This window comes from Qipengyuania intermedia, assembly GCF_019711615.1.
GTDB lineage: Bacteria > Pseudomonadota > Alphaproteobacteria > Sphingomonadales > Sphingomonadaceae > Qipengyuania > Qipengyuania intermedia.
Map to the genome: position 1 here is coordinate 855205 of NZ_JAIGNS010000001.1, position 16536 is coordinate 871740.

Annotated in this window: 15 protein-coding genes; 7 read left to right on the forward strand and 8 right to left on the reverse strand. The window is 64.1% G+C overall.

Going from position 1 to position 16536, the window contains the following annotated elements; all coding sequences use genetic code 11:
- Position 1: 1 nt before the first annotated feature.
- Entirely contained in the window at positions 2-1237 is a 1236-nt protein-coding gene (hisS, locus tag K3179_RS04175) for a histidine--tRNA ligase (protein ID WP_221562604.1), read from the reverse strand.
- Between the two features lie 219 nt (positions 1238-1456).
- Here hisS and ppa point away from each other — a divergent pair, with 219 nt between their 5' ends.
- Positions 1457-1990, forward strand: coding sequence for an inorganic diphosphatase (gene ppa / locus K3179_RS04180; protein WP_221562605.1), 534 nt, complete (start codon positions 1457-1459; stop codon positions 1988-1990).
- Position 1991: 1 nt separating this feature from the next.
- Here the strand turns inward: ppa and K3179_RS04185 are convergent, their stop codons facing one another.
- The 3 genes from K3179_RS04185 to K3179_RS04195 all read right to left on the reverse strand — a co-directional run bounded on the left by K3179_RS04185 (position 1992) and on the right by K3179_RS04195 (position 5162).
- Positions 1992-3380: a mechanosensitive ion channel family protein gene (locus K3179_RS04185; protein ID WP_221562606.1), complete on the reverse strand. Its 1389-nt coding sequence runs from the start codon at positions 3378-3380 to the stop codon at positions 1992-1994.
- Complete coding sequence (locus K3179_RS04190; protein ID WP_221562607.1) at positions 3377-4723, reverse strand: TldD/PmbA family protein; 1347 nt, start codon at positions 4721-4723, stop codon at positions 3377-3379. The genes K3179_RS04185 and K3179_RS04190 overlap by 4 nt, the downstream gene beginning before the upstream one ends.
- 64 nt (positions 4724-4787) lie before the next feature.
- Positions 4788-5162: a hypothetical protein gene (locus K3179_RS04195; protein ID WP_221562608.1), complete on the reverse strand. Its 375-nt coding sequence runs from the start codon at positions 5160-5162 to the stop codon at positions 4788-4790.
- A 219-nt stretch (positions 5163-5381) separates the two neighbouring features.
- Between K3179_RS04195 and lptB the strand changes: the two genes are divergently transcribed.
- From lptB to ctrA, 3 genes are all read left to right on the forward strand, one after another.
- Positions 5382-6152, forward strand: a complete 771-nt coding sequence (gene lptB, locus K3179_RS04200) for an LPS export ABC transporter ATP-binding protein (RefSeq protein WP_407692144.1) — start codon at positions 5382-5384, stop codon at positions 6150-6152.
- A gap of 26 nt (positions 6153-6178) precedes the next feature.
- Positions 6179-7633: an RNA polymerase factor sigma-54 gene (gene rpoN, locus K3179_RS04205; RefSeq protein WP_221562609.1), complete on the forward strand. Its 1455-nt coding sequence runs from the start codon at positions 6179-6181 to the stop codon at positions 7631-7633.
- Between the two features lie 139 nt (positions 7634-7772).
- Positions 7773-8468 (forward strand): response regulator transcription factor CtrA, encoded by a 696-nt coding sequence (gene ctrA / locus K3179_RS04210; protein WP_090477376.1) that lies wholly within the window; start codon positions 7773-7775, stop codon positions 8466-8468.
- Positions 8469-8532: 64 nt separating this feature from the next.
- Here the strand turns inward: ctrA and K3179_RS04215 are convergent, their stop codons facing one another.
- Complete coding sequence (locus K3179_RS04215) at positions 8533-9423, reverse strand: glycosyltransferase family 2 protein (protein WP_221562610.1); 891 nt, start codon at positions 9421-9423, stop codon at positions 8533-8535.
- Positions 9424-9523: 100 nt separating this feature from the next.
- Here K3179_RS04215 and trmB point away from each other — a divergent pair, with 100 nt between their 5' ends.
- The 3 genes from trmB to K3179_RS04230 are packed head-to-tail and all read left to right on the forward strand — an operon-like array spanning position 9524 to position 12321.
- Entirely contained in the window at positions 9524-10225 is a 702-nt protein-coding gene (gene trmB / locus K3179_RS04220) for a tRNA (guanine(46)-N(7))-methyltransferase TrmB (protein ID WP_221562611.1), read from the forward strand.
- A 60-nt stretch (positions 10226-10285) separates the two neighbouring features.
- Complete coding sequence (locus K3179_RS04225) at positions 10286-11659, forward strand: NAD-dependent succinate-semialdehyde dehydrogenase (protein WP_221562612.1); 1374 nt, start codon at positions 10286-10288, stop codon at positions 11657-11659.
- A gap of 5 nt (positions 11660-11664) precedes the next feature.
- Positions 11665-12321 carry an SDR family NAD(P)-dependent oxidoreductase gene (locus K3179_RS04230; protein WP_221562613.1) on the forward strand — a complete coding sequence of 219 codons (657 nt, stop codon included), beginning with the start codon at positions 11665-11667 and terminating at the stop codon, positions 12319-12321.
- A 3-nt stretch (positions 12322-12324) separates the two neighbouring features.
- On the opposite strand, the gene K3179_RS04235 is transcribed toward K3179_RS04230, so the two are convergent.
- The 3 genes from K3179_RS04235 to K3179_RS04245 all read right to left on the reverse strand — a co-directional run bounded on the left by K3179_RS04235 (position 12325) and on the right by K3179_RS04245 (position 16453).
- Positions 12325-12933, reverse strand: a complete 609-nt coding sequence (locus K3179_RS04235) for an outer membrane protein (RefSeq protein ID WP_221562614.1) — start codon at positions 12931-12933, stop codon at positions 12325-12327.
- Between the two features lie 114 nt (positions 12934-13047).
- On the reverse strand, positions 13048-14184 hold the full coding sequence (locus K3179_RS04240; RefSeq protein WP_345722006.1) for an aminotransferase class V-fold PLP-dependent enzyme: 1137 nt from the start codon (positions 14182-14184) through the stop codon (positions 13048-13050).
- A gap of 4 nt (positions 14185-14188) precedes the next feature.
- Positions 14189-16453 (reverse strand): NADP-dependent malic enzyme, encoded by a 2265-nt coding sequence (locus K3179_RS04245; protein ID WP_221562615.1) that lies wholly within the window; start codon positions 16451-16453, stop codon positions 14189-14191.
- Positions 16454-16536 lie beyond the last annotated feature (83 nt).

Below are 16536 nucleotides of genomic sequence, written 5' to 3' on the forward strand. Positions count from 1 at the left end.
ATCAGTCGAGCAACTTCTCGATCCTGCCTCGGGCATCGTCATCGGCTTTGATACGCACGTGTTCGATACCGTCGCGCAGGTCGAAGGCGACAATCTTGTCCGCACCCGCTTTGACAGCCTTGTCGAAACGCTTGCGAGGGCTGCCAGTGGCCATCAGGTCGGCAGAGTGACCGGACGCCCTGATTTTTCCGATCGCAGCAATGGCGCTCTGGATCACTTCGTCGTTCTCGACCACCACGACCACGTCGGCGTTCGGCTCGCCCTTACCGCCCACCAGCATCGCCAGCCGCTCGATCCCCGCAGCCCAGCCGACCGCAGGCGTTGGCGCGCCACCGAGGCTTTCCATGAGCCCGTCGTAGCGACCGCCGCCGAGGATGGTGCTCTGGCTGCCGAGCTTGCCGGCGGCCTCGCTCCCCTCGTCGGGAATAAATTCGAAGGCGGTGTGGCGGTAATAATCGAGGCCGCGCACGAGGCTTTCGGCGCGCTGCCATTTTACGCCCGCCGCATCGAGGCCGCTGGTGACGGCTTCGAAGAAGGCCTTCGCCTCCTCGGTCAGGAAATCGTCGATCCTGGGCGCATCGGCAACGAAGCGCTGGTCGCGGCGATCCTTGCTGTCGAGGATGCGCAGCGGGTTCTTTTCCAACCGCTCCTGCGAATCTTCGCTCAATTCGTCCTTCACGGCGCGGAAGTATTCGATCAGCGCAGCACGCCAGGCTTCGCGGCTGTCGCCATCGCCCAGCGTATTGAGGTGCAGCGTGACGCCCTCGATGCCGAGTTCCTTCAGCAGCTGGTCGGCCATGGCCAGCAGTTCCACGTCCGCCTGCGGTTCTGCTGCGCCGATGATCTCCGCATCGATCTGGTGGAACTGGCGATAGCGCCCCTTCTGCGGGCGCTCGTAACGGAACAGCGGCCCATGCGTCGCGACCTTGAGCGGCGCATGCTGCTGCCACCCGTTGGAAAGATAGGCGCGCGCGATCCCGGCGGTGAATTCCGGACGCAATGTCAGCGAATCGCCGCCGCGGTCCTCGAAGGAATACATTTCCTTCGACACCACATCGGTCGTCTCGCCGATGGCGCGGCTGAAAACCTCGGTCTTCTCGAAGACCGGCATTTCCACGCGGCGGAAGCGATAAAGCCTGCGCACGCGTTCGAAAGTCTCGACCACGAAGGCGAAGGCTTCTGCATCGGCGCCGAAAATGTCCTGCGTTCCGCGGATAGCTTGGGGTGTTTTTGCCATGGGAGGCGCGATTAGGACTATCGTCCCCCTTCCGCAATGCTTCGCAAGCCGCTATCGGCCCCGCGAAGTCTTTCTGGGGAGAGGGGCCAGTGTCTTTTCCGCCTCGCGGCGGGACGGTGCCAGCCCGCTCCCCCACCCGGCCACCCAATGAGTATAATCCCATGGGTGGCCGGGTGGGGGAGTGGGCCGGAGCCGAAACCTTTTAGAAGAAGAGTATCCATGCGCATCGACATGATCCCCGTTGGCGACAATCCGCCCGAAAGCCTCAATGTCATTATCGAAGTGCCCACCGGCGGCGAACCGGTGAAGTACGAATTCGACAAGGAAAGCGGTGCGCTGTTCGTCGACCGCATCCTCCACACGCCGATGCGCTATCCTGCCAACTATGGCTTCGTGCCGCACACGCTCAGCCCCGATGGCGACCCGCTCGATGCGCTGGTCATCGCGCGCTCGCCCTTCATCGCAGGTTGCGTTGTGCGCGCCCGCCCCATCGGCGTGCTGAACCTCGAAGACGAGCATGGCGGCGATGAAAAGCTGATCTGCGTGCCGGTCGACACCACCTTCCCTTATTATTCGGACGTGGGCGAAACCAAGGACCTGCCGAGCATTATCTTCCAGCAGATCGAGCACTTCTTCACCCACTACAAGGATCTCGAAGCCGAGAAGTGGGTCCGCGTCGGTGCTTGGGGCGATGCTGCCGAAGCGCGCCGGATCGTGGAAGAAGCGATCGAACGCTACCAGGCGAGCAAGTAACTCACTCTACAGGCCGTGCGTGGTCGAGCAGGTCCTTGTCCTGCTCGCCCCCGGTTTGCCGCCGTTCTTCCTCGACCATCTCGACGATCTCGTCGACGGGCCGCACGTCCTCGTCGGCTTCGGTGACGGTGATCTGCGGGGCTTTCCGGCTCGCGGCTTCCTGCTCCTTCTCGCGCGTTCCTTCCGCGCGGTTTTCGAACGGCAGGGTGGCGGAGCGCGGATCGAAGCGCAGGCGGTAGATCGGCTCGGGCAGGCCGAAACCTGCATTTTCGAGCGCTTCCTTGACTGCCGGGATCGCCTGGCTTTGCGCCTTCCACCAATCGGTCTGGTTCTGGTCGATCCAGCCGAGGAAGCGGATCACCACATTCGAATCGCCGACTTCGATAATGCGCGCCTCGGGCGCAGGTTCGGGGAGGATGAAATCGAGCCCCTCAAGCACTTCGCGGCCAAGCTTGCGGGCGGCGCGCGCATCGTCGTCCGCATCGACGCCGAGGTCGAATTGGAACCGGCGCTGGGGGTTGCGGGTGAAATTGATGATGACCGCCTTGAACACCTGGCTGTTGGGAATGCGCAGGTGGTTGCCGTCGAGCGTCATCAGGATGGTCGCGCGACTGGTGAGGCGGATGACGCGGCCCTCCAGATCGCCGATCAGGACCCAGTCGTTGGCCCGGAAGGGCTGGCGCAGGCTCAGCATGAGCGAGGCGACGTAATTCTCGATCGTGTCGCGCAGCGCGAAACCGAGAGCGAGGCCGATTAGGCCCGCCCCGCCCAGTACCGCGCCGAGCAGAGCGGCCGCACCGATCATGTCGAGCGCCACGACAAGCCCGCCGACGACGAAGACGAAGCGGATCGCGCTGGCGATCAGTTCGGCAAGGAAGCTGTTCGGCGCGATCCTGTGCCACAGCGCCCCGAGGCCTGCGATCAGATAGCCGACCAGGGCAATGCCCGCCCATACGGCAAGCGCCAGCCCGATGAGCGGCAGCATGGCGAGGAACTGCGACCAGCGATCGGCCAGCGCATTCAGCCCCTCTCCCTGCGCCGCAATCGAGACATCGCGTTCGAGGTCGTTCTCGACCGTGACGACACCGCTTACGCGGCCGGCGATAGCCTCGGCCCGCGCAACGGCGTCCTGGTCCGGCACGACACCCGAAAGCGTTACTACACCCGAGCTGACCCCTACCTCGACCTGTCGGAAGGCGGGGAGCTCGGCGAAGATGCCTTCGATACGTCCGGCGATGCGTTCATCGGAGCCCTCGTCGATGGTCGCATCGATCTCCTGCTCGGGTGCTTGTGGGGGCGCTTCTTCGCTTGCCGGTTCGGGTGCGGACGGCAGGATGGCCAGCGCTGGCGTGGAAAAGGCCAGCGACAGGGCGGCGAGCCAGCGCATCATTCGCCCGCCACCGTCATGCCGTCGACGCGGATTGTCGGGACGTTGATCGATTTGTGCATTTCGAGATCGTTGGCAGGCGTCATGGCGCGAAACATCTCCAGTAGATTGCCGGCGATGGTGATTTCCGCAACCGGCCCGGCGATCTCGCCATTCCGGATGCGGAAGCCGGTTGCGCCGCGGCTGTAGTCGCCTGTGACCATATTGACGCCCTGACCGAACAGGCCCGTGACATAGAGGCCGTCGGCAATGTCGGCGATCAGGGCCTCCGGCGTCACCTCGCCTGCCTCCAAATGGCCGTTGCTGGCGCTGACGCCGGGCGAGCCTCCGCCCGAACGCGCCGCATGGCCGGAGAGGCCGAGGCCGAGCTGCCGGGCCGAAGCGACATTGCTCAGCCAGCCGAAAATCTTCCCGTTCTCTACCAGGGCGCGCGGTGTGCTGGCGACGCCTTCGCCATCGAAGGGGCGCGAGCGCATTCCGCGCACGCGCAAGGGATCCTCGACGATCCGGATGCCGCTGTCGAACAGGTCTTCGTCTTCGCGGCCGAGCAGAAAGCTCGCCTTGCGCGCAATCGCGGGTGCGCCCATCGCGCCGATGAGGTGGCCGAGCAGGCCGCCCCCGATGCGCGGATCGAAGACGACCGGCATCCTGCCGCTGGGTACCGAGCCAGGATTGACCTTGGCCACGGTCCGCTCCCCCGCCTTGGTTCCGATCTCCTGAGGCGACGGCAGGTCCGCGTGATGACGGGCGCTGCGCGACGCGTAGTCGGTCTGCATGCTGCTGCCCTCGCCAGCGATGACATTGGCGGAAAGCGAAAAGCCCGTGCCCGTGTAGCCGCGCTCGAAGCCTTCCGAGGTCACGAGCGCAACCACCGCCTGCCCGGCGCTGGCCGATCCGCCATTGCTGTTGGTGACGCCTTCGACTGCCCGTGCCGCTTCTTCGGTAGCACGCGCGGCTTCGCGAAGGGCGGCGGGTTCGATGTGCGTATCGTCGAACAGGTCGAGGTCCGGCATCTCGCCAGTGAAAAGATCCTTCTCTCTAGCCAGCCCCGCATAGGGGTCCTCGGGCGCATGACGCGCCATCTCGACCGCACGCTGGGCCAGTGCCTTCAGCCCCTCGGGTGCGAAATCGCTGGTGTGGATCGAGGCGGAGCGCTTGCCCACGAAGACGCGCAGGCCGATTTCCTCGCTCTCGGTGCGCTCGACCTCTTCGAGTTCGCCCAGCCGGACGGTCACGCTTTCCGAGGAGTCCGCACGCGCCACGGCGTCCGCCGCATCTGCTCCGAGGGAACGGGCCAGCGCCACGAGGTCGTCGCAGCGCGCCAGCGCGGTGTCGGTATCGATCATCTATGAATAACTCCGCTGAACCCAGTTGGGGTCCGGCTAGAGCGCGGAGGCCGCGCCTGCAAGCTCAGGCAAATGCCAGCTTGAACGCACCGGTCAGCAATGCGGGCAAGCCAATCGCCAGGGCCCACAGCATGATCTGGTCGCGGCGGAAGGCGCCCATCAGAGCCGGATCGGTCGCTTCGTCATCGGACAGGTTGACCCACCGCTTTTCGAACCAGCGGCAAGCCGGGATGATACCGGCGACGAGCACCACGAGCGCGAGATATGGGAGGATGGAGGACACGCCCTGCTTCATCGCGTGGACGGTCATGAAAATCTGCAAGGCGGTATAGACGATCAGCGCATAGGCGACATTGTCGCTCATCGCTTTGCGCAGGTCGCGGCGGTGTCCGGTCTCGTGCGCGTCGGCTGCGGCTGCGTCGTCGATTGCCTTGCCCATCAGGCGTCTCCCCGTATTTTCTCTCCGACTCGCATTGTTTCAAAATTGCGAAACTCTGGCAAGCGGCTTCCGATATATTGCCCGACCGTTTCGTTCGGGGCGCTTCATGACGTCCCCATGACGTCCATGCATAAATCCTGCCAGTTCGTCGATTCCCAAGCTGCGCGGGGTTTTCAGGGACGTCACGCATGCTATGGCCAGCCCATGGCAGATCTCACCATGAGCCCCGAGAACGATGCGGTGCACGATGCCGCTCCGCCCATTCCGCAGGGCGGCCTCGAAGTCATTTCCATTGCGAAAAGCTACGACAAGCGCGCGGTACTGACCGATATTTCGCTGTCGGTCGGCAAGGGCGAAGTGCTCGGCCTGCTAGGCCCCAATGGCGCGGGCAAGACGACGTGCTTCTATTCGATCATGGGCCTCGTTCGCCCGGATGCGGGCCGCATCCTGATGGACGGCGAAGACGTGACGAAGCTGCCGATGTATCGCCGCGCAATCCTGGGCCTTGGCTACCTGCCGCAGGAAACCAGCATTTTCCGCGGCATGACGGTCGAGCAGAACATCAACTGCGTACTCGAAATGGTCGAGCCGGACGCGGCGACACGAGAAGCGGAGCTGGAGCGCCTGCTCGACGAGTTCGGCCTGACCCGCCTGCGTTCCAGCCCTGCAATGGCGCTGTCGGGCGGCGAGCGCCGCCGCGCGGAAATCGCCCGTGCGCTGGCGGCGAAGCCCTCGATCATGCTGCTCGACGAACCCTTTGCAGGTATCGACCCGCTCTCGATCAGTGACATCCGCGATCTGGTGAAGGACCTGAAGACCCGCGGTATCGGCGTGCTCATCACAGACCACAACGTGCGCGAGACGCTGGAAATCGTGGACCGCGCCTGCATCATCTATGGCGGACAGGTGCTCTTCGCCGGAACGCCCGAGGCACTGGTGGCCGACGAAAACGTCAAACGCCTCTACCTCGGCGAAAACTTCACGCTGTGATCGCGGCGCGCGCCCGGAGCTGACTTATGGCGCTCGGTCCGAGGCTAGACCTACGGCAGACGCAATCGCTGGTCATGACGCCGCAATTGCAGCAGGCGATCAAGCTGCTGGCGCTGTCCAATCTGGAAATCGAAACCTTCGTCGCCGAAGCGCTGGACAGCAATCCGCTGCTCGAAATCGGGGAAACGCGGCGCGAGGCGGGAGAAGATGGGCCCGAGGCATCACCCGATGAACATGACAGCGCGCCGGGCCCGGACGGAGAAGGTGCGCTCGACATCGCCCAGCACGCGCTCGATCCGGAGGCCGCGCCTGGCGACATGGGCGATTGGGGACAGGCGGCCAGCGGCGGCGGTCTGGGCGAAGACATGCCCGACCTCGAAAATCGCACATCGGACGGGGTCACGCTGGCCGAGCACCTGATGGAACAGGTCGGCGCGCAAGCGCATGACGCGCGCGAGGCCCTTATCGCGACCCGCATCATCCACGAGCTGGACGACGCCGGTTACCTCCAGGCGGAACTCCGCCACCTGTCGGACGAGCTGGGCGCGCCGCTTGCAGAAGTCGAGCGCGCGCTGGAGCTGGTCCAGTCGCTCGATCCCACCGGCGTCGGAGCGCGGTCGATCAGCGAATGCCTCGCCCTGCAAGCCAAGGAAGCCGACCGCTACGATCCTTGCATGGCGCGGCTGATCGACAATCTCGACCTCTTGGCCAATGGCGATATCGCCCGGTTGAAGCGGTTGTGCGACGTCGATGACGAAGATTTCGCCGACATGCTGGCGGAACTCAAAGGATACGATCCCAAGCCCGGCTGCCAGTACGGCGGGGCGAGCGAGGCGGCGGTGGTGCCCGACGTGCTCGTTACCCCCAAAGGCAAGACCGGCTGGTCGATCCGCATCAACGAGGCGAGCCTGCCGCGCCTGGTGGTGAACCGCGAATATTATACCGAACTGGAATCGGGCGCGCGGGACAAGGCTTCGCGCAAATGGCTTAACGAACAACTTGGCGAGGCCGACTGGCTGATCCGCGCATTGGACCAGCGGCAGAAGACCATCCTCAAGACCGCCAGCGAAATCGTTAAGCGGCAGGAGGGTTTCTTCCGCGAAGGCGTATCCGCCATGCGCCCGCTCACGCTGCGCGAAGTCGCGGAAGAAATCGAGATGCACGAAAGCACCGTCAGCCGCGTGACGAGCAACAAGTACCTCCACTGCCCGCGCGGCACCTTCGAGATGAAGTACTTCTTCTCCAGCGGCGTCGCCGCCGCCGACGGCGAAGGCGCCAGCAGCGAGGCGATCAAGGCTCGTATCCGCGCGCTGTGCGACGGGGAGGACCCGAAGAAGGTCCTGTCCGACCAGAAGCTGGCCGACCTCCTCAACGAAGAGGGCTTCGACCTCGCCCGGCGCACCGTGGCAAAGTACCGCGAGGCCATCGGCATCGGCTCTTCCGCGCAGCGCCGGCGCGCGAAGAAGCTGAAATCATTGTGAGTCCCATCTGCAACACTGAAAAATGTTAACCCTTTTTACTCCACGTTAACCTTTTCCGTTCAGACCTGCTGTGGTTAACAACGGGCAACACCTCTTTACAGGGGGTTACCGCAAACAGGGGCAAGGGGGGACCAGACCCATGCGTGTACTGCTGATCGAAGACGAGCCGACAACCGCCAAGGCTATCGAGCTCATGCTGACTACCGAAGGCTTCAACGTCTATTCGACCGATCTGGGCGAAGAGGGTTTGGATCTCGGCAAGCTGTATGATTACGATATCATCCTGCTCGACCTCAACCTGCCGGACATGCACGGCTATGACGTGCTCAAGAAACTGCGCGTCGCCAAGGTGCAGACCCCGGTCCTGATCCTTTCGGGCATTGCCGAAATGGACAGCAAGATCCGCAGCTTCGGTTTCGGCGCCGACGATTACGTCACCAAGCCGTTCCATCGCGAAGAGCTGATCGCTCGCATCCACGCCGTTGTGCGCCGTTCGAAGGGCCACAGCCAGTCGATCATCCGCACCGGCAAGCTGGCGGTGAACCTCGATGCGAAGACCGTCGAAGTCGACGGCGCCCGCGTCCATCTGACCGGCAAGGAATACGCCATGCTGGAGCTGCTTTCGCTCCGCAAGGGCACCACGCTGACGAAGGAAATGTTCCTGAACCACCTTTATGGCGGCATGGACGAACCCGAACTCAAGATCATCGACGTCTTCATCTGCAAGCTGCGCAAGAAATTGAGCCATGCTTGCGGCGGAGAGAATTACATCGAAACCGTCTGGGGCCGCGGCTATGTCCTGCGCGACCCGAACGAAGAGGCGGAAGCCGCCTGAGAAGATCAACCGCTTGGACAGCGAGTGAAGGCCCGGCCCCCACAAGGGATGCCGGGCCTTTTCGCTATTGGTGCGGCCTGTCCAGCAGGATGCGGACATAGGGTGAGAGGCGGTGGCCCAGGCGGGTGAGCGGCGAGCGGCTGTGTCGCGCCACGAAGCGCCGCCAGTCGCGCCCGTGGATTGCACCGGCCTCCCGCCAGCGCGCGCGCAGTCTCGCCAACCTCGACAAGGCGGGGTCGAGCGAACTTCCCGCGACCGGGTTGGCGGCGCAATAGCCGACCGGCTTGCCCGCAAGTACGCAAGGGACGCCGGCAGCCCCGGCACGCAGGCCATAGTCGAGATCGCCGTAAATATGCTCGAACATCGGATCGAGCGAGCCGAGACGCTCGAAAGCCGCTGCCGACACCAGCACCGCATTGCCGCTGATCGTGTCGACCTTCTGCGGCGCGCCGTCGGGTATGGCCAGCCTCATCCGCAATGGCCTGCGGAGCGGTTCAGGCCTGAAATGTCCGCCGTACGTGACTTCGCCCTCCGGCAGGCGCGAAATCGTTGACCCGGCGCAGATCACCGCGCCGCGCTCATCCCGCGATTGCTCGGCATCGGCCAGCATGCCCTCCAGCGCGTGTGGCAGGAGTTCAACATCGTCGTTCAGCCAGAAATACCAGTCGTAGTTAGTGGCAGCTGCGTTTGCCCGCTCCCACGCCAGCCGCATCCCGCCGTTCCAGAACAGCGTGCCGTCACCTTCGATGACATCGGCCTGCGGCAGCAAGTCGAGCACCGCCCTGCCCGTCCCGTCCCGCGATCCGTCATCGACGAGGAAAAGATCTTCGGCCCGGAATTCAGCTTGGGCAGCAAGCGCACGAAGACAATCCAGGGTCGTCTCGCGCCGGTTGTGGCACGTCATCAGCACCGCGATGCGCGGACCATGCGGTTGATCGGATGCAGTGATAGCCATTTCGGCTAAACGCCTAGCTTGCGTTTCCCGCCCGCCACAAGCGGCAAGCCCTCGCCTGCCTCTGGACAAGTCGGGCGCAATCGGCTTAGCGCCGCGCCCCATGTCAGCATTCAAGGAAGGCGATCCGACCACGCTCAACCGGCTGTATGGCCGCAGCCAGGGCAAGCCCCTGCGCGCCGCCCAGCAGGAACTGGTCGACAAGCTTCTCCCGCAGATCGCCGTCCCCGCCGAGGGCCCAGTTACGTCCGAGCGCCTGTTCGGGTTCGAGCGCCCGCTGCATTTCGAAATCGGCTTCGGCGCAGGCGAGCACCTTGCCTATCGCGCCGATTTGTTGCCCGACCACGGTTTCATCGGGGCCGAGCCCTTCCTCAATGGCGTGGCGCAGGCGCTGACCCATATCCGCGACGGCGGGCTTGCCAATGTCCGCATCCAGCACGGCGATGCGCTGGAGGCGCTGGCCCGGGTGCCCGATGGCGGCCTCACCATGCTCTACCTCCTCCATCCCGACCCCTGGCCGAAGAACAAGCACGCCAAGCGCCGGATGATGAACGATGGGCCAGTACGCATGATCGCCGACAAGCTGAAGCCCGGCGGCGAGTTCCGCTTCGGCACCGATCACCCGGTTTACCTGCGCCACGCGCTGATGGTTATGCGCCGCTTTACCGACGAATTCGAGTGGCTGGTCGATGGCCGCCAGAGTTGGGAAAACCGTCCCTCTGGCTGGTGCGAGACGCGCTACGAACACAAGGCGCGCAACACCTACGGCCACGAGGTCTGGTACTTCCGCTTCCGCCGGAAATAAGCGCGGAACGCATGGCGGGGCGCGGCGATTGAACGGGTATACGCCCAAAGGAGCGCCCGCTTGATTACCACGACCAACCCCGCCACCGGCGAAACCATCGCCACTTACGAAACGCTTGACGACAACGGCATCGACGCGAAGCTGGAGACGGCGACGCGCGCCTACCGTGAATGGCGCACCAGCCCGATCGAGCAGCGGGTGGAATTGCTCGCCGCCCTCGGCGACCTTTACGAAAGCAACAAGGAAGAGCTTGCCCGCCTCGCCGTGACCGAGATGGGCAAGCCGATCACGCAGGCGCGCGGCGAGGTCGAGAAATGCGCGAGCCTGTTCCACTATTTCGCCGAATCCGGGCCGCCGATGCTGGAATCGGAATTCTGGGACCTGTCGGACGGCGGACGCGCAGAAGGACGCTGGCTGCCGCAGGGCCCGGTCCTCGCCGTCATGCCCTGGAACTTTCCCTTCTGGCAGGTGGTGCGCTTCCTCGCGCCGACCATCCTTGCGGGCAATGTCGGCGTCCTGAAACACGCCAGCATCGTGCAGGGTGTGGCGCACCGGATGGAAGAACTAGTGCTCGAGGCAGGCGGACCCGAAGGCCTGTTCCAAAACCTGTGCGTCTCCTCCGACCCCATCGGAGATGTGATTGCCGACACGCGTATCGTCGCCGCTACGCTGACCGGGAGCGAAGGCGCGGGCAGCGCGGTGGCCCAACAGGCGGGCAAGCACTTGAAAAAGGTAGTGCTGGAACTTGGCGGCAGCGATCCCTTCATCGTCATGCCGTCCGCCGATCTCGACCAGGCAGTCGAGGACGCGGTCTTCGCGCGCATCCAGAACAACGGCCAGTCCTGCATCTGCGGCAAGCGCACCATCGTCCATGCCGACATCCACGACGCCTTCGCCGAAAAATTCATCGCCGCGCTCAAGGACGTGAAGCTCGGCGATCCGATGGATGACGATACCGAGCTCGGCCCGCTGTCGAGCGAGGGTCAGCGCGACACCGTGCTCGACCAGGTCGCCAAGGCGAAGGAAGAAGGCTGCACGCTCCTGTTCGGGGGCGAAAAGCTGGACCGCGAGGGCGCATGGATGACCGCCGGACTGCTGACCGACGTGCCTCTCGCCAGCGAGACCGGGACCGACGAAATCTTCGGCCCTGTCGGCCAGATCTACAAGGCGACCGACATCGAGGAGGCGATCACTATCGCCAACGCCATACCCTTCGGCCTCGGTTCGGCAGTCTGGACCAATGACGACGAGGAGCGCGAGATTTTCGCCAACCGTATCGAGGCGGGCATGACGACCTTCAACGCCGTCAATGGCTCCAAGATCGAAGCGCCCTTCGGCGGCATCAAGAAATCGGGCTTCGGGCGCGAATTGTCGCACCACGGCCTGCATGAATTCATGAACCTGAAAACGCTGGTCTATCCGGCAAAAGGATAATCGAAATGAGCAAGACAATCCTCATCGTCGGCGCGTCGCGCGGCATCGGCCTCGGCCTCGCCAGGGAATTCAAGAGGCGCGGCTGGGACGTCATCGCGACCGAACGCTCCACGAGCGACGAGCTTCACGCACTCGATAACGTGCGCATCGAGACCATGGACGTGACCAAGGCCGAAACATTCGAAGGTTTCGATACCAAGGTCGATGCGGTAATCGTGAATGCCGGGATTACCGGCGCAAAGCACCAGTCGGCCGTCGAAGCGACTGCGGACGAGGTGGCCGAAGTCATGATGACCAATGCCTTCGGCCCTGTGCATCTCGCCAAGACCGTGCTGCCGCATATTGCGGACGGCGGCACGCTCGCCTTCATGACCTCGCTCATGGGTTCGATAGAAGACAGCTCTGGCGGGTTCGAGCTTTACCGCACCAGCAAGGCTGCGCTCAATATGCTGGCCAAGGGCGTTTCGGAGCAGGACGCCGGCCCGCGCGGCATCGCCACGCTCGCGCTGCATCCGGGCTGGGTCCAGACCGACATGGGCGGCCCCAATGCCAAGATCACCGTCGATGAAAGCGTGAAAGGCCTTGCCGATGTAGTCGAAGGGGCCGCGGGTAAGAGCGGCTTCCGCTATGTCGACTACACCGGCAAGGACCTGCCTTATTAAGGCTTAGAAGCGCACGCCGAGCCCGGCGACGACCTGGTCGGTCGTTGCATCGCCCTGGTCGATATCGGCCAGGTTGTTGTAGTTGGAGCGGCGATATTCGACGCGTGCCTCGAACGGTCCGGGAAGCTGGACCTGGAGGCCGCCGCCGAAGCGGAAACCGTCGGCGTTTTCATCGAGATCGGACAGCGATCCGCTCTCGGTGAAGGCGGTGGTGTCGAGCGCGGTGTAGCCGGCCTTGCCGTACGCAGTGATGCCCGGCGTCACGGCGAAACCGGCGCGTGCGCCGATGTAATACTGGCCGTTCGTTTCCAGGCCCTCGCGCGCACCGCCGAAGCTGTCGGGGAAGCTGGTCGTGCCATCGCTGGTCGAGATTTCGCCTTCCACGCCGACGAAGGCGCTGCCGAGCGAAAGGTCGTAACCGGCGGTAATGCCGTAGACCGCATTGTCGGCGCTGGCCGTCGCGCTGCCGTCTTCGGCATCGACGTCGAGGCCTTCATAGCCGCCGATGACGCCTACGTGCAGGCCGCCGGGAGCAGCGTTCTGCGCCTGCGCAACGGACGGGACGGCGATCATGCCTGCGCCAAGCGCAGCCATTGCGAATATTGTCTTCATGGGAATTTCCTTGTTCTGCGATCCCTGTTGCTGCGCCCCCTGTCGCCGCGCGGATTGCGCGCGCGTGAACCGCGGCGTCAGGATTGCAGATCGCTCGACGAATGGTGCCCGCAGCTAGGCGAGGACCTGGCGCAAGGTTGCCAGCAGCGCCTCTTCGTCGGCCTCGGTATTGTAGAGGTGCGGCGTCACGCGCAGCGACTGGCCGCGCGCAGAAACGAAGACCTTCGCTTCGCCCAGCTTTTCGGTGAGGCCGTCCGGCAGGCCGTCGGGAAATTCCAGCGACAGGAAATGTGGGCCGCGTTTGCCGACAGGGGAGGAGGTAAGACCCATTTCCTCTGCCTTGTCGGCAAGGCGAGTGGTCTTGTGTGCCAGAGTCTCGGCAATCGCGCCGACGCCGTGATCCAGCAGGAAATCGAGGGCGGCGCCTGCCCCCATCATCGAGGGAGCGTTGGATTTCTCGCCCATGTCGAACCGCCGCGCGCCCGGCTGATAATCGCCGCGATAGTCGACCAACCGGGTGAAGTCCTGCGATCCGGCGCGGTTGATCCAGTTGTGCTCGATCGGGCGTCCGCCGTGGTGCTTCGGATCGACGTAGAGAATGCCGAGGCCATAGGGCCCCAACAGCCATTTATAGCAGGCGGCGACCGCGAAATCGGGCTTTACGGCATCGAAATCGATCGGCATCGCCCCCAGCGATTGCGTCAGGTCGAGGACCAGTGCCGCGCCGAATTTGCGGCATTCCTCGCCCACCGCGACGAGGTCGACCACGCGTCCGTCGGCCCAGTGGCAATGCGGCACGGCGACGATGGCGGTATCCGCGTCGATCGCACCCAGCACGGCTTGGGTCCAGCAGGCATCGGCCTCGCGCCGGACCGCTATCACTTCCCCGCCCTCGCGCTCGGCCAGTTCCTGCCAGGGATAGACGTTGGACGGGAATTGTTCGCCCAGTGTCACCACGCGCCGCCCCTGTCCGACCGACAGGTTCGCAGCGGCATTCGCCATGCCGTAACTGACCGAAGGCACAACGGCGAGATTGTCAGGCGCTGTCCCCACCAGCCGCCCCGCTTTTTCGCGAAAGGTTTCGACCAGCGTGAAAAAGTCCTGCGGGTAGAAATTCCACGGCTGCTCCTTCAACCGCGCGCCCTCCACCATCGCCGCGCTGACCGCGTGCGACAGCGGCGCCATGTAAGCGCAGTTGAGGTAATGGACGTCCTCCGGAATCGAGAACAGGTGCCGCTGCGAGGCGATCACCGGATCAGCCCAGAACGCCCGCGCTCGCCAGCACCGCCAGCGTGAGGATATCGGGCGCGATGGCCGTCATGGGCGCGATCTGGACCGGCTTTTCCATGCCGATCATCATCGGGCCGACAGTGGTTTCCCCGCCCAGTTCGCGCAGCAGCTTGGCCGACAGGTTCGCCGATTGCAGACCGGGCATGATGAGCACGTTGGCCGGACCCGACAGGCGGTTGAAGGGATAGAGCTCCATCACCTTGGGGTTGAGCGCGGCATCGGGCGCCATCTCGCCTTCATATTCGAAGTTCACCGTATCGTCCGCATCGAGGATCGCCACCGCGTCGCGGATATTGCCCAGCCACTGGCCCGACGGATTGCCGAAGGTGGAATAGGACATGAAGCCGACGCGCGGCTCGTGGCCCATGCGGCGCGCAACCGCTGCAGTCTCGCGCGCGATATGCGCCAGCTGCTCTGCCGACGGGCGCTCGTTGATCGTGGTGTCGGCAAGGAAGGTCGTGTGGTTCTTGCCGATCATCATGTGGATGCCGAAAGGAACCGCGCCGGGTTTTTCGTCCAGCACCCTGCCCACTTCGCGCGCGGTCTGGGCGAAGGTTCGCGTGAGGCCCGAAATCATGCCATCGCCATGGCCCAGCGCCACCAGCAGGGCGGCGAAGACATTGCGTTCCTGGTTGACCATGCGGGCGACGTCGCGCTCGGTATAGCCGCGGCGTTGCAGGCGCTTGTAGAGATAGTCGACCATGGCCGGGACCTTGTCCGAAACCTTGGAATTCTCGATGATCCAGTCGTCGGGATCCTCCACCGCCAGTTCGATGAGCTTTTCGCGAACCTTGTCGGTCCGGCCGACCAGGATCGGCTCGCCATAACCGAAATCGCGGAACTGGATCGCGGCGCGCAGGGCCACTTCCTCTTCCGCTTCGGCGAAGACCATCCGCTTGGGATTGGCCTTCGCGAGGTCGTAGATATTGGTGAGCGCCGCCGTGGTCGGGTTGAGCCGCGCTTTCAGCTTGTGGCGGTATTCGTCCATGTCTTCGATCGGGGCCTGGGCGACACCGGAATCCATCGCCGCCTGCGCCACCGCGCTGGAGACGACTTCCATGAGGCGCGGATCGAAGGGTGCGGGAATGATGTATTCCTCGCCGAACTGGTGCGTCACGCCATAGGCGGCCGCGACTTCCTCGGGCACGCGTTCACGCGCGAGTTCCGCAATCGCGCGCGCGGCGGCGACCTTCATTTCCTCGTTGATCGCGGTCGCCTGAACGTCGAGCGCGCCGCGGAAGATGAAGGGGAAGCCGAGGACATTGTTGACCTGGTTGGGATAGTCGCTGCGCCCGGTCGCGATGATCGCGTCGGGGCGGACCGCCTTGGCGTCTTCCGGCATGATCTCGGGCACCGGGTTGGCCATGGCGAAAATGATCGGCTTGTCCGCCATCTTCTCCACCCATTCCGGCTTCAGCGCGCCGGCAGCCGACAGGCCGAGGAAGATGTCCGCCCCGTCGAGCGCTTCTTCGAGGCTGGTTGCCGAAGTCGCGACGGCATGCGCGCTCTTCCACTGGTCGACGCCTTCGCGGCCCGGAGTGATCGGGCCGGACCGGTCGCACACGATCACGTTCTCGTGCGGGATGCCGATCGCCTTGATCAGCGCGGTACAGGCAAGTGCGGATGCGCCCGCGCCGTTCACCACCATCTTGCAGTCCTTCAGCTCGCGCCCGCTCAGATGGCAGGCGTTGATGAGGCCCGCAGCGGCAATGATCGCGGTGCCATGCTGGTCGTCGTGCATGACCGGGATGTTCATGCGTTCGCGCAGCGCCTGCTCGATGATGAAGCATTCGGGCGCGGCAATGTCTTCGAGGTTGATGCCGCCGAAGCTCGGCTCCATCAGGGCAACCGCCTCGATGAACTTGTCCGGGTCTTCTGTATCGAGTTCGAGATCGATCGAATCCACATCGGCGAAGCGCTTGAACAGAACCGCCTTGCCTTCCATCACCGGCTTCGACGCGAGCGCGCCAAGGTTGCCGAGGCCGAGGATCGCCGTGCCGTTTGAAATCACTGCAACAAGGTTCGAGCGCGCGGTATATTTCGCCGCGTCCTGCGGGTTGGCCGCAATCGCTTCGACCGGCGCCGCCACGCCCGGCGAATAGGCCAGGCTGAGGTCGCGCTGGCTCGCCATGGGCTTCGACGCGATGATCTCGATCTTACCGGGACGGATCGTCTCGTGATAGAACAGCGCCTCGCGCGTGGTGAATGCGGTCGGTTTTTCGTCGGCCATGAATGTCCCTGTGTCGGTTATTGCCTTCGCCCTAAGGGCATTTGGCTGCAAGTCATAGGGGGAAAGACGGTTTGCGCCGCTTC

What these genes read in the sequence shown, in the direction of transcription:
- hisS (WP_221562604.1), bottom strand. Translation starts at nt 1,237, where the DNA reads ATGGCAAAAACACCCCAAGCTATCCGCGGAACGCAGGACATTTTCGGC.
- K3179_RS04185 (WP_221562606.1), bottom strand. Translation starts at nt 3,380, where the DNA reads ATGATGCGCTGGCTCGCCGCCCTGTCGCTGGCCTTTTCCACGCCAGCG.
- rpoN (WP_221562609.1), top strand. Translation starts at nt 6,179, where the DNA reads ATGGCGCTCGGTCCGAGGCTAGACCTACGGCAGACGCAATCGCTGGTC.
- K3179_RS04235 (WP_221562614.1), bottom strand. Translation starts at nt 12,933, where the DNA reads ATGAAGACAATATTCGCAATGGCTGCGCTTGGCGCAGGCATGATCGCC.
- ctrA (WP_090477376.1), top strand. Translation starts at nt 7,773, where the DNA reads ATGCGTGTACTGCTGATCGAAGACGAGCCGACAACCGCCAAGGCTATC.
- trmB (WP_221562611.1), top strand. Translation starts at nt 9,524, where the DNA reads ATGTCAGCATTCAAGGAAGGCGATCCGACCACGCTCAACCGGCTGTAT.
- K3179_RS04245 (WP_221562615.1), bottom strand. Translation starts at nt 16,453, where the DNA reads ATGGCCGACGAAAAACCGACCGCATTCACCACGCGCGAGGCGCTGTTC.
- lptB (WP_407692144.1), top strand. Translation starts at nt 5,382, where the DNA reads ATGAGCCCCGAGAACGATGCGGTGCACGATGCCGCTCCGCCCATTCCG.
- K3179_RS04190 (WP_221562607.1), bottom strand. Translation starts at nt 4,723, where the DNA reads ATGATCGATACCGACACCGCGCTGGCGCGCTGCGACGACCTCGTGGCG.
- K3179_RS04230 (WP_221562613.1), top strand. Translation starts at nt 11,665, where the DNA reads ATGAGCAAGACAATCCTCATCGTCGGCGCGTCGCGCGGCATCGGCCTC.
- ppa (WP_221562605.1), top strand. Translation starts at nt 1,457, where the DNA reads ATGCGCATCGACATGATCCCCGTTGGCGACAATCCGCCCGAAAGCCTC.
- K3179_RS04195 (WP_221562608.1), bottom strand. Translation starts at nt 5,162, where the DNA reads ATGGGCAAGGCAATCGACGACGCAGCCGCAGCCGACGCGCACGAGACC.
- K3179_RS04215 (WP_221562610.1), bottom strand. Translation starts at nt 9,423, where the DNA reads ATGGCTATCACTGCATCCGATCAACCGCATGGTCCGCGCATCGCGGTG.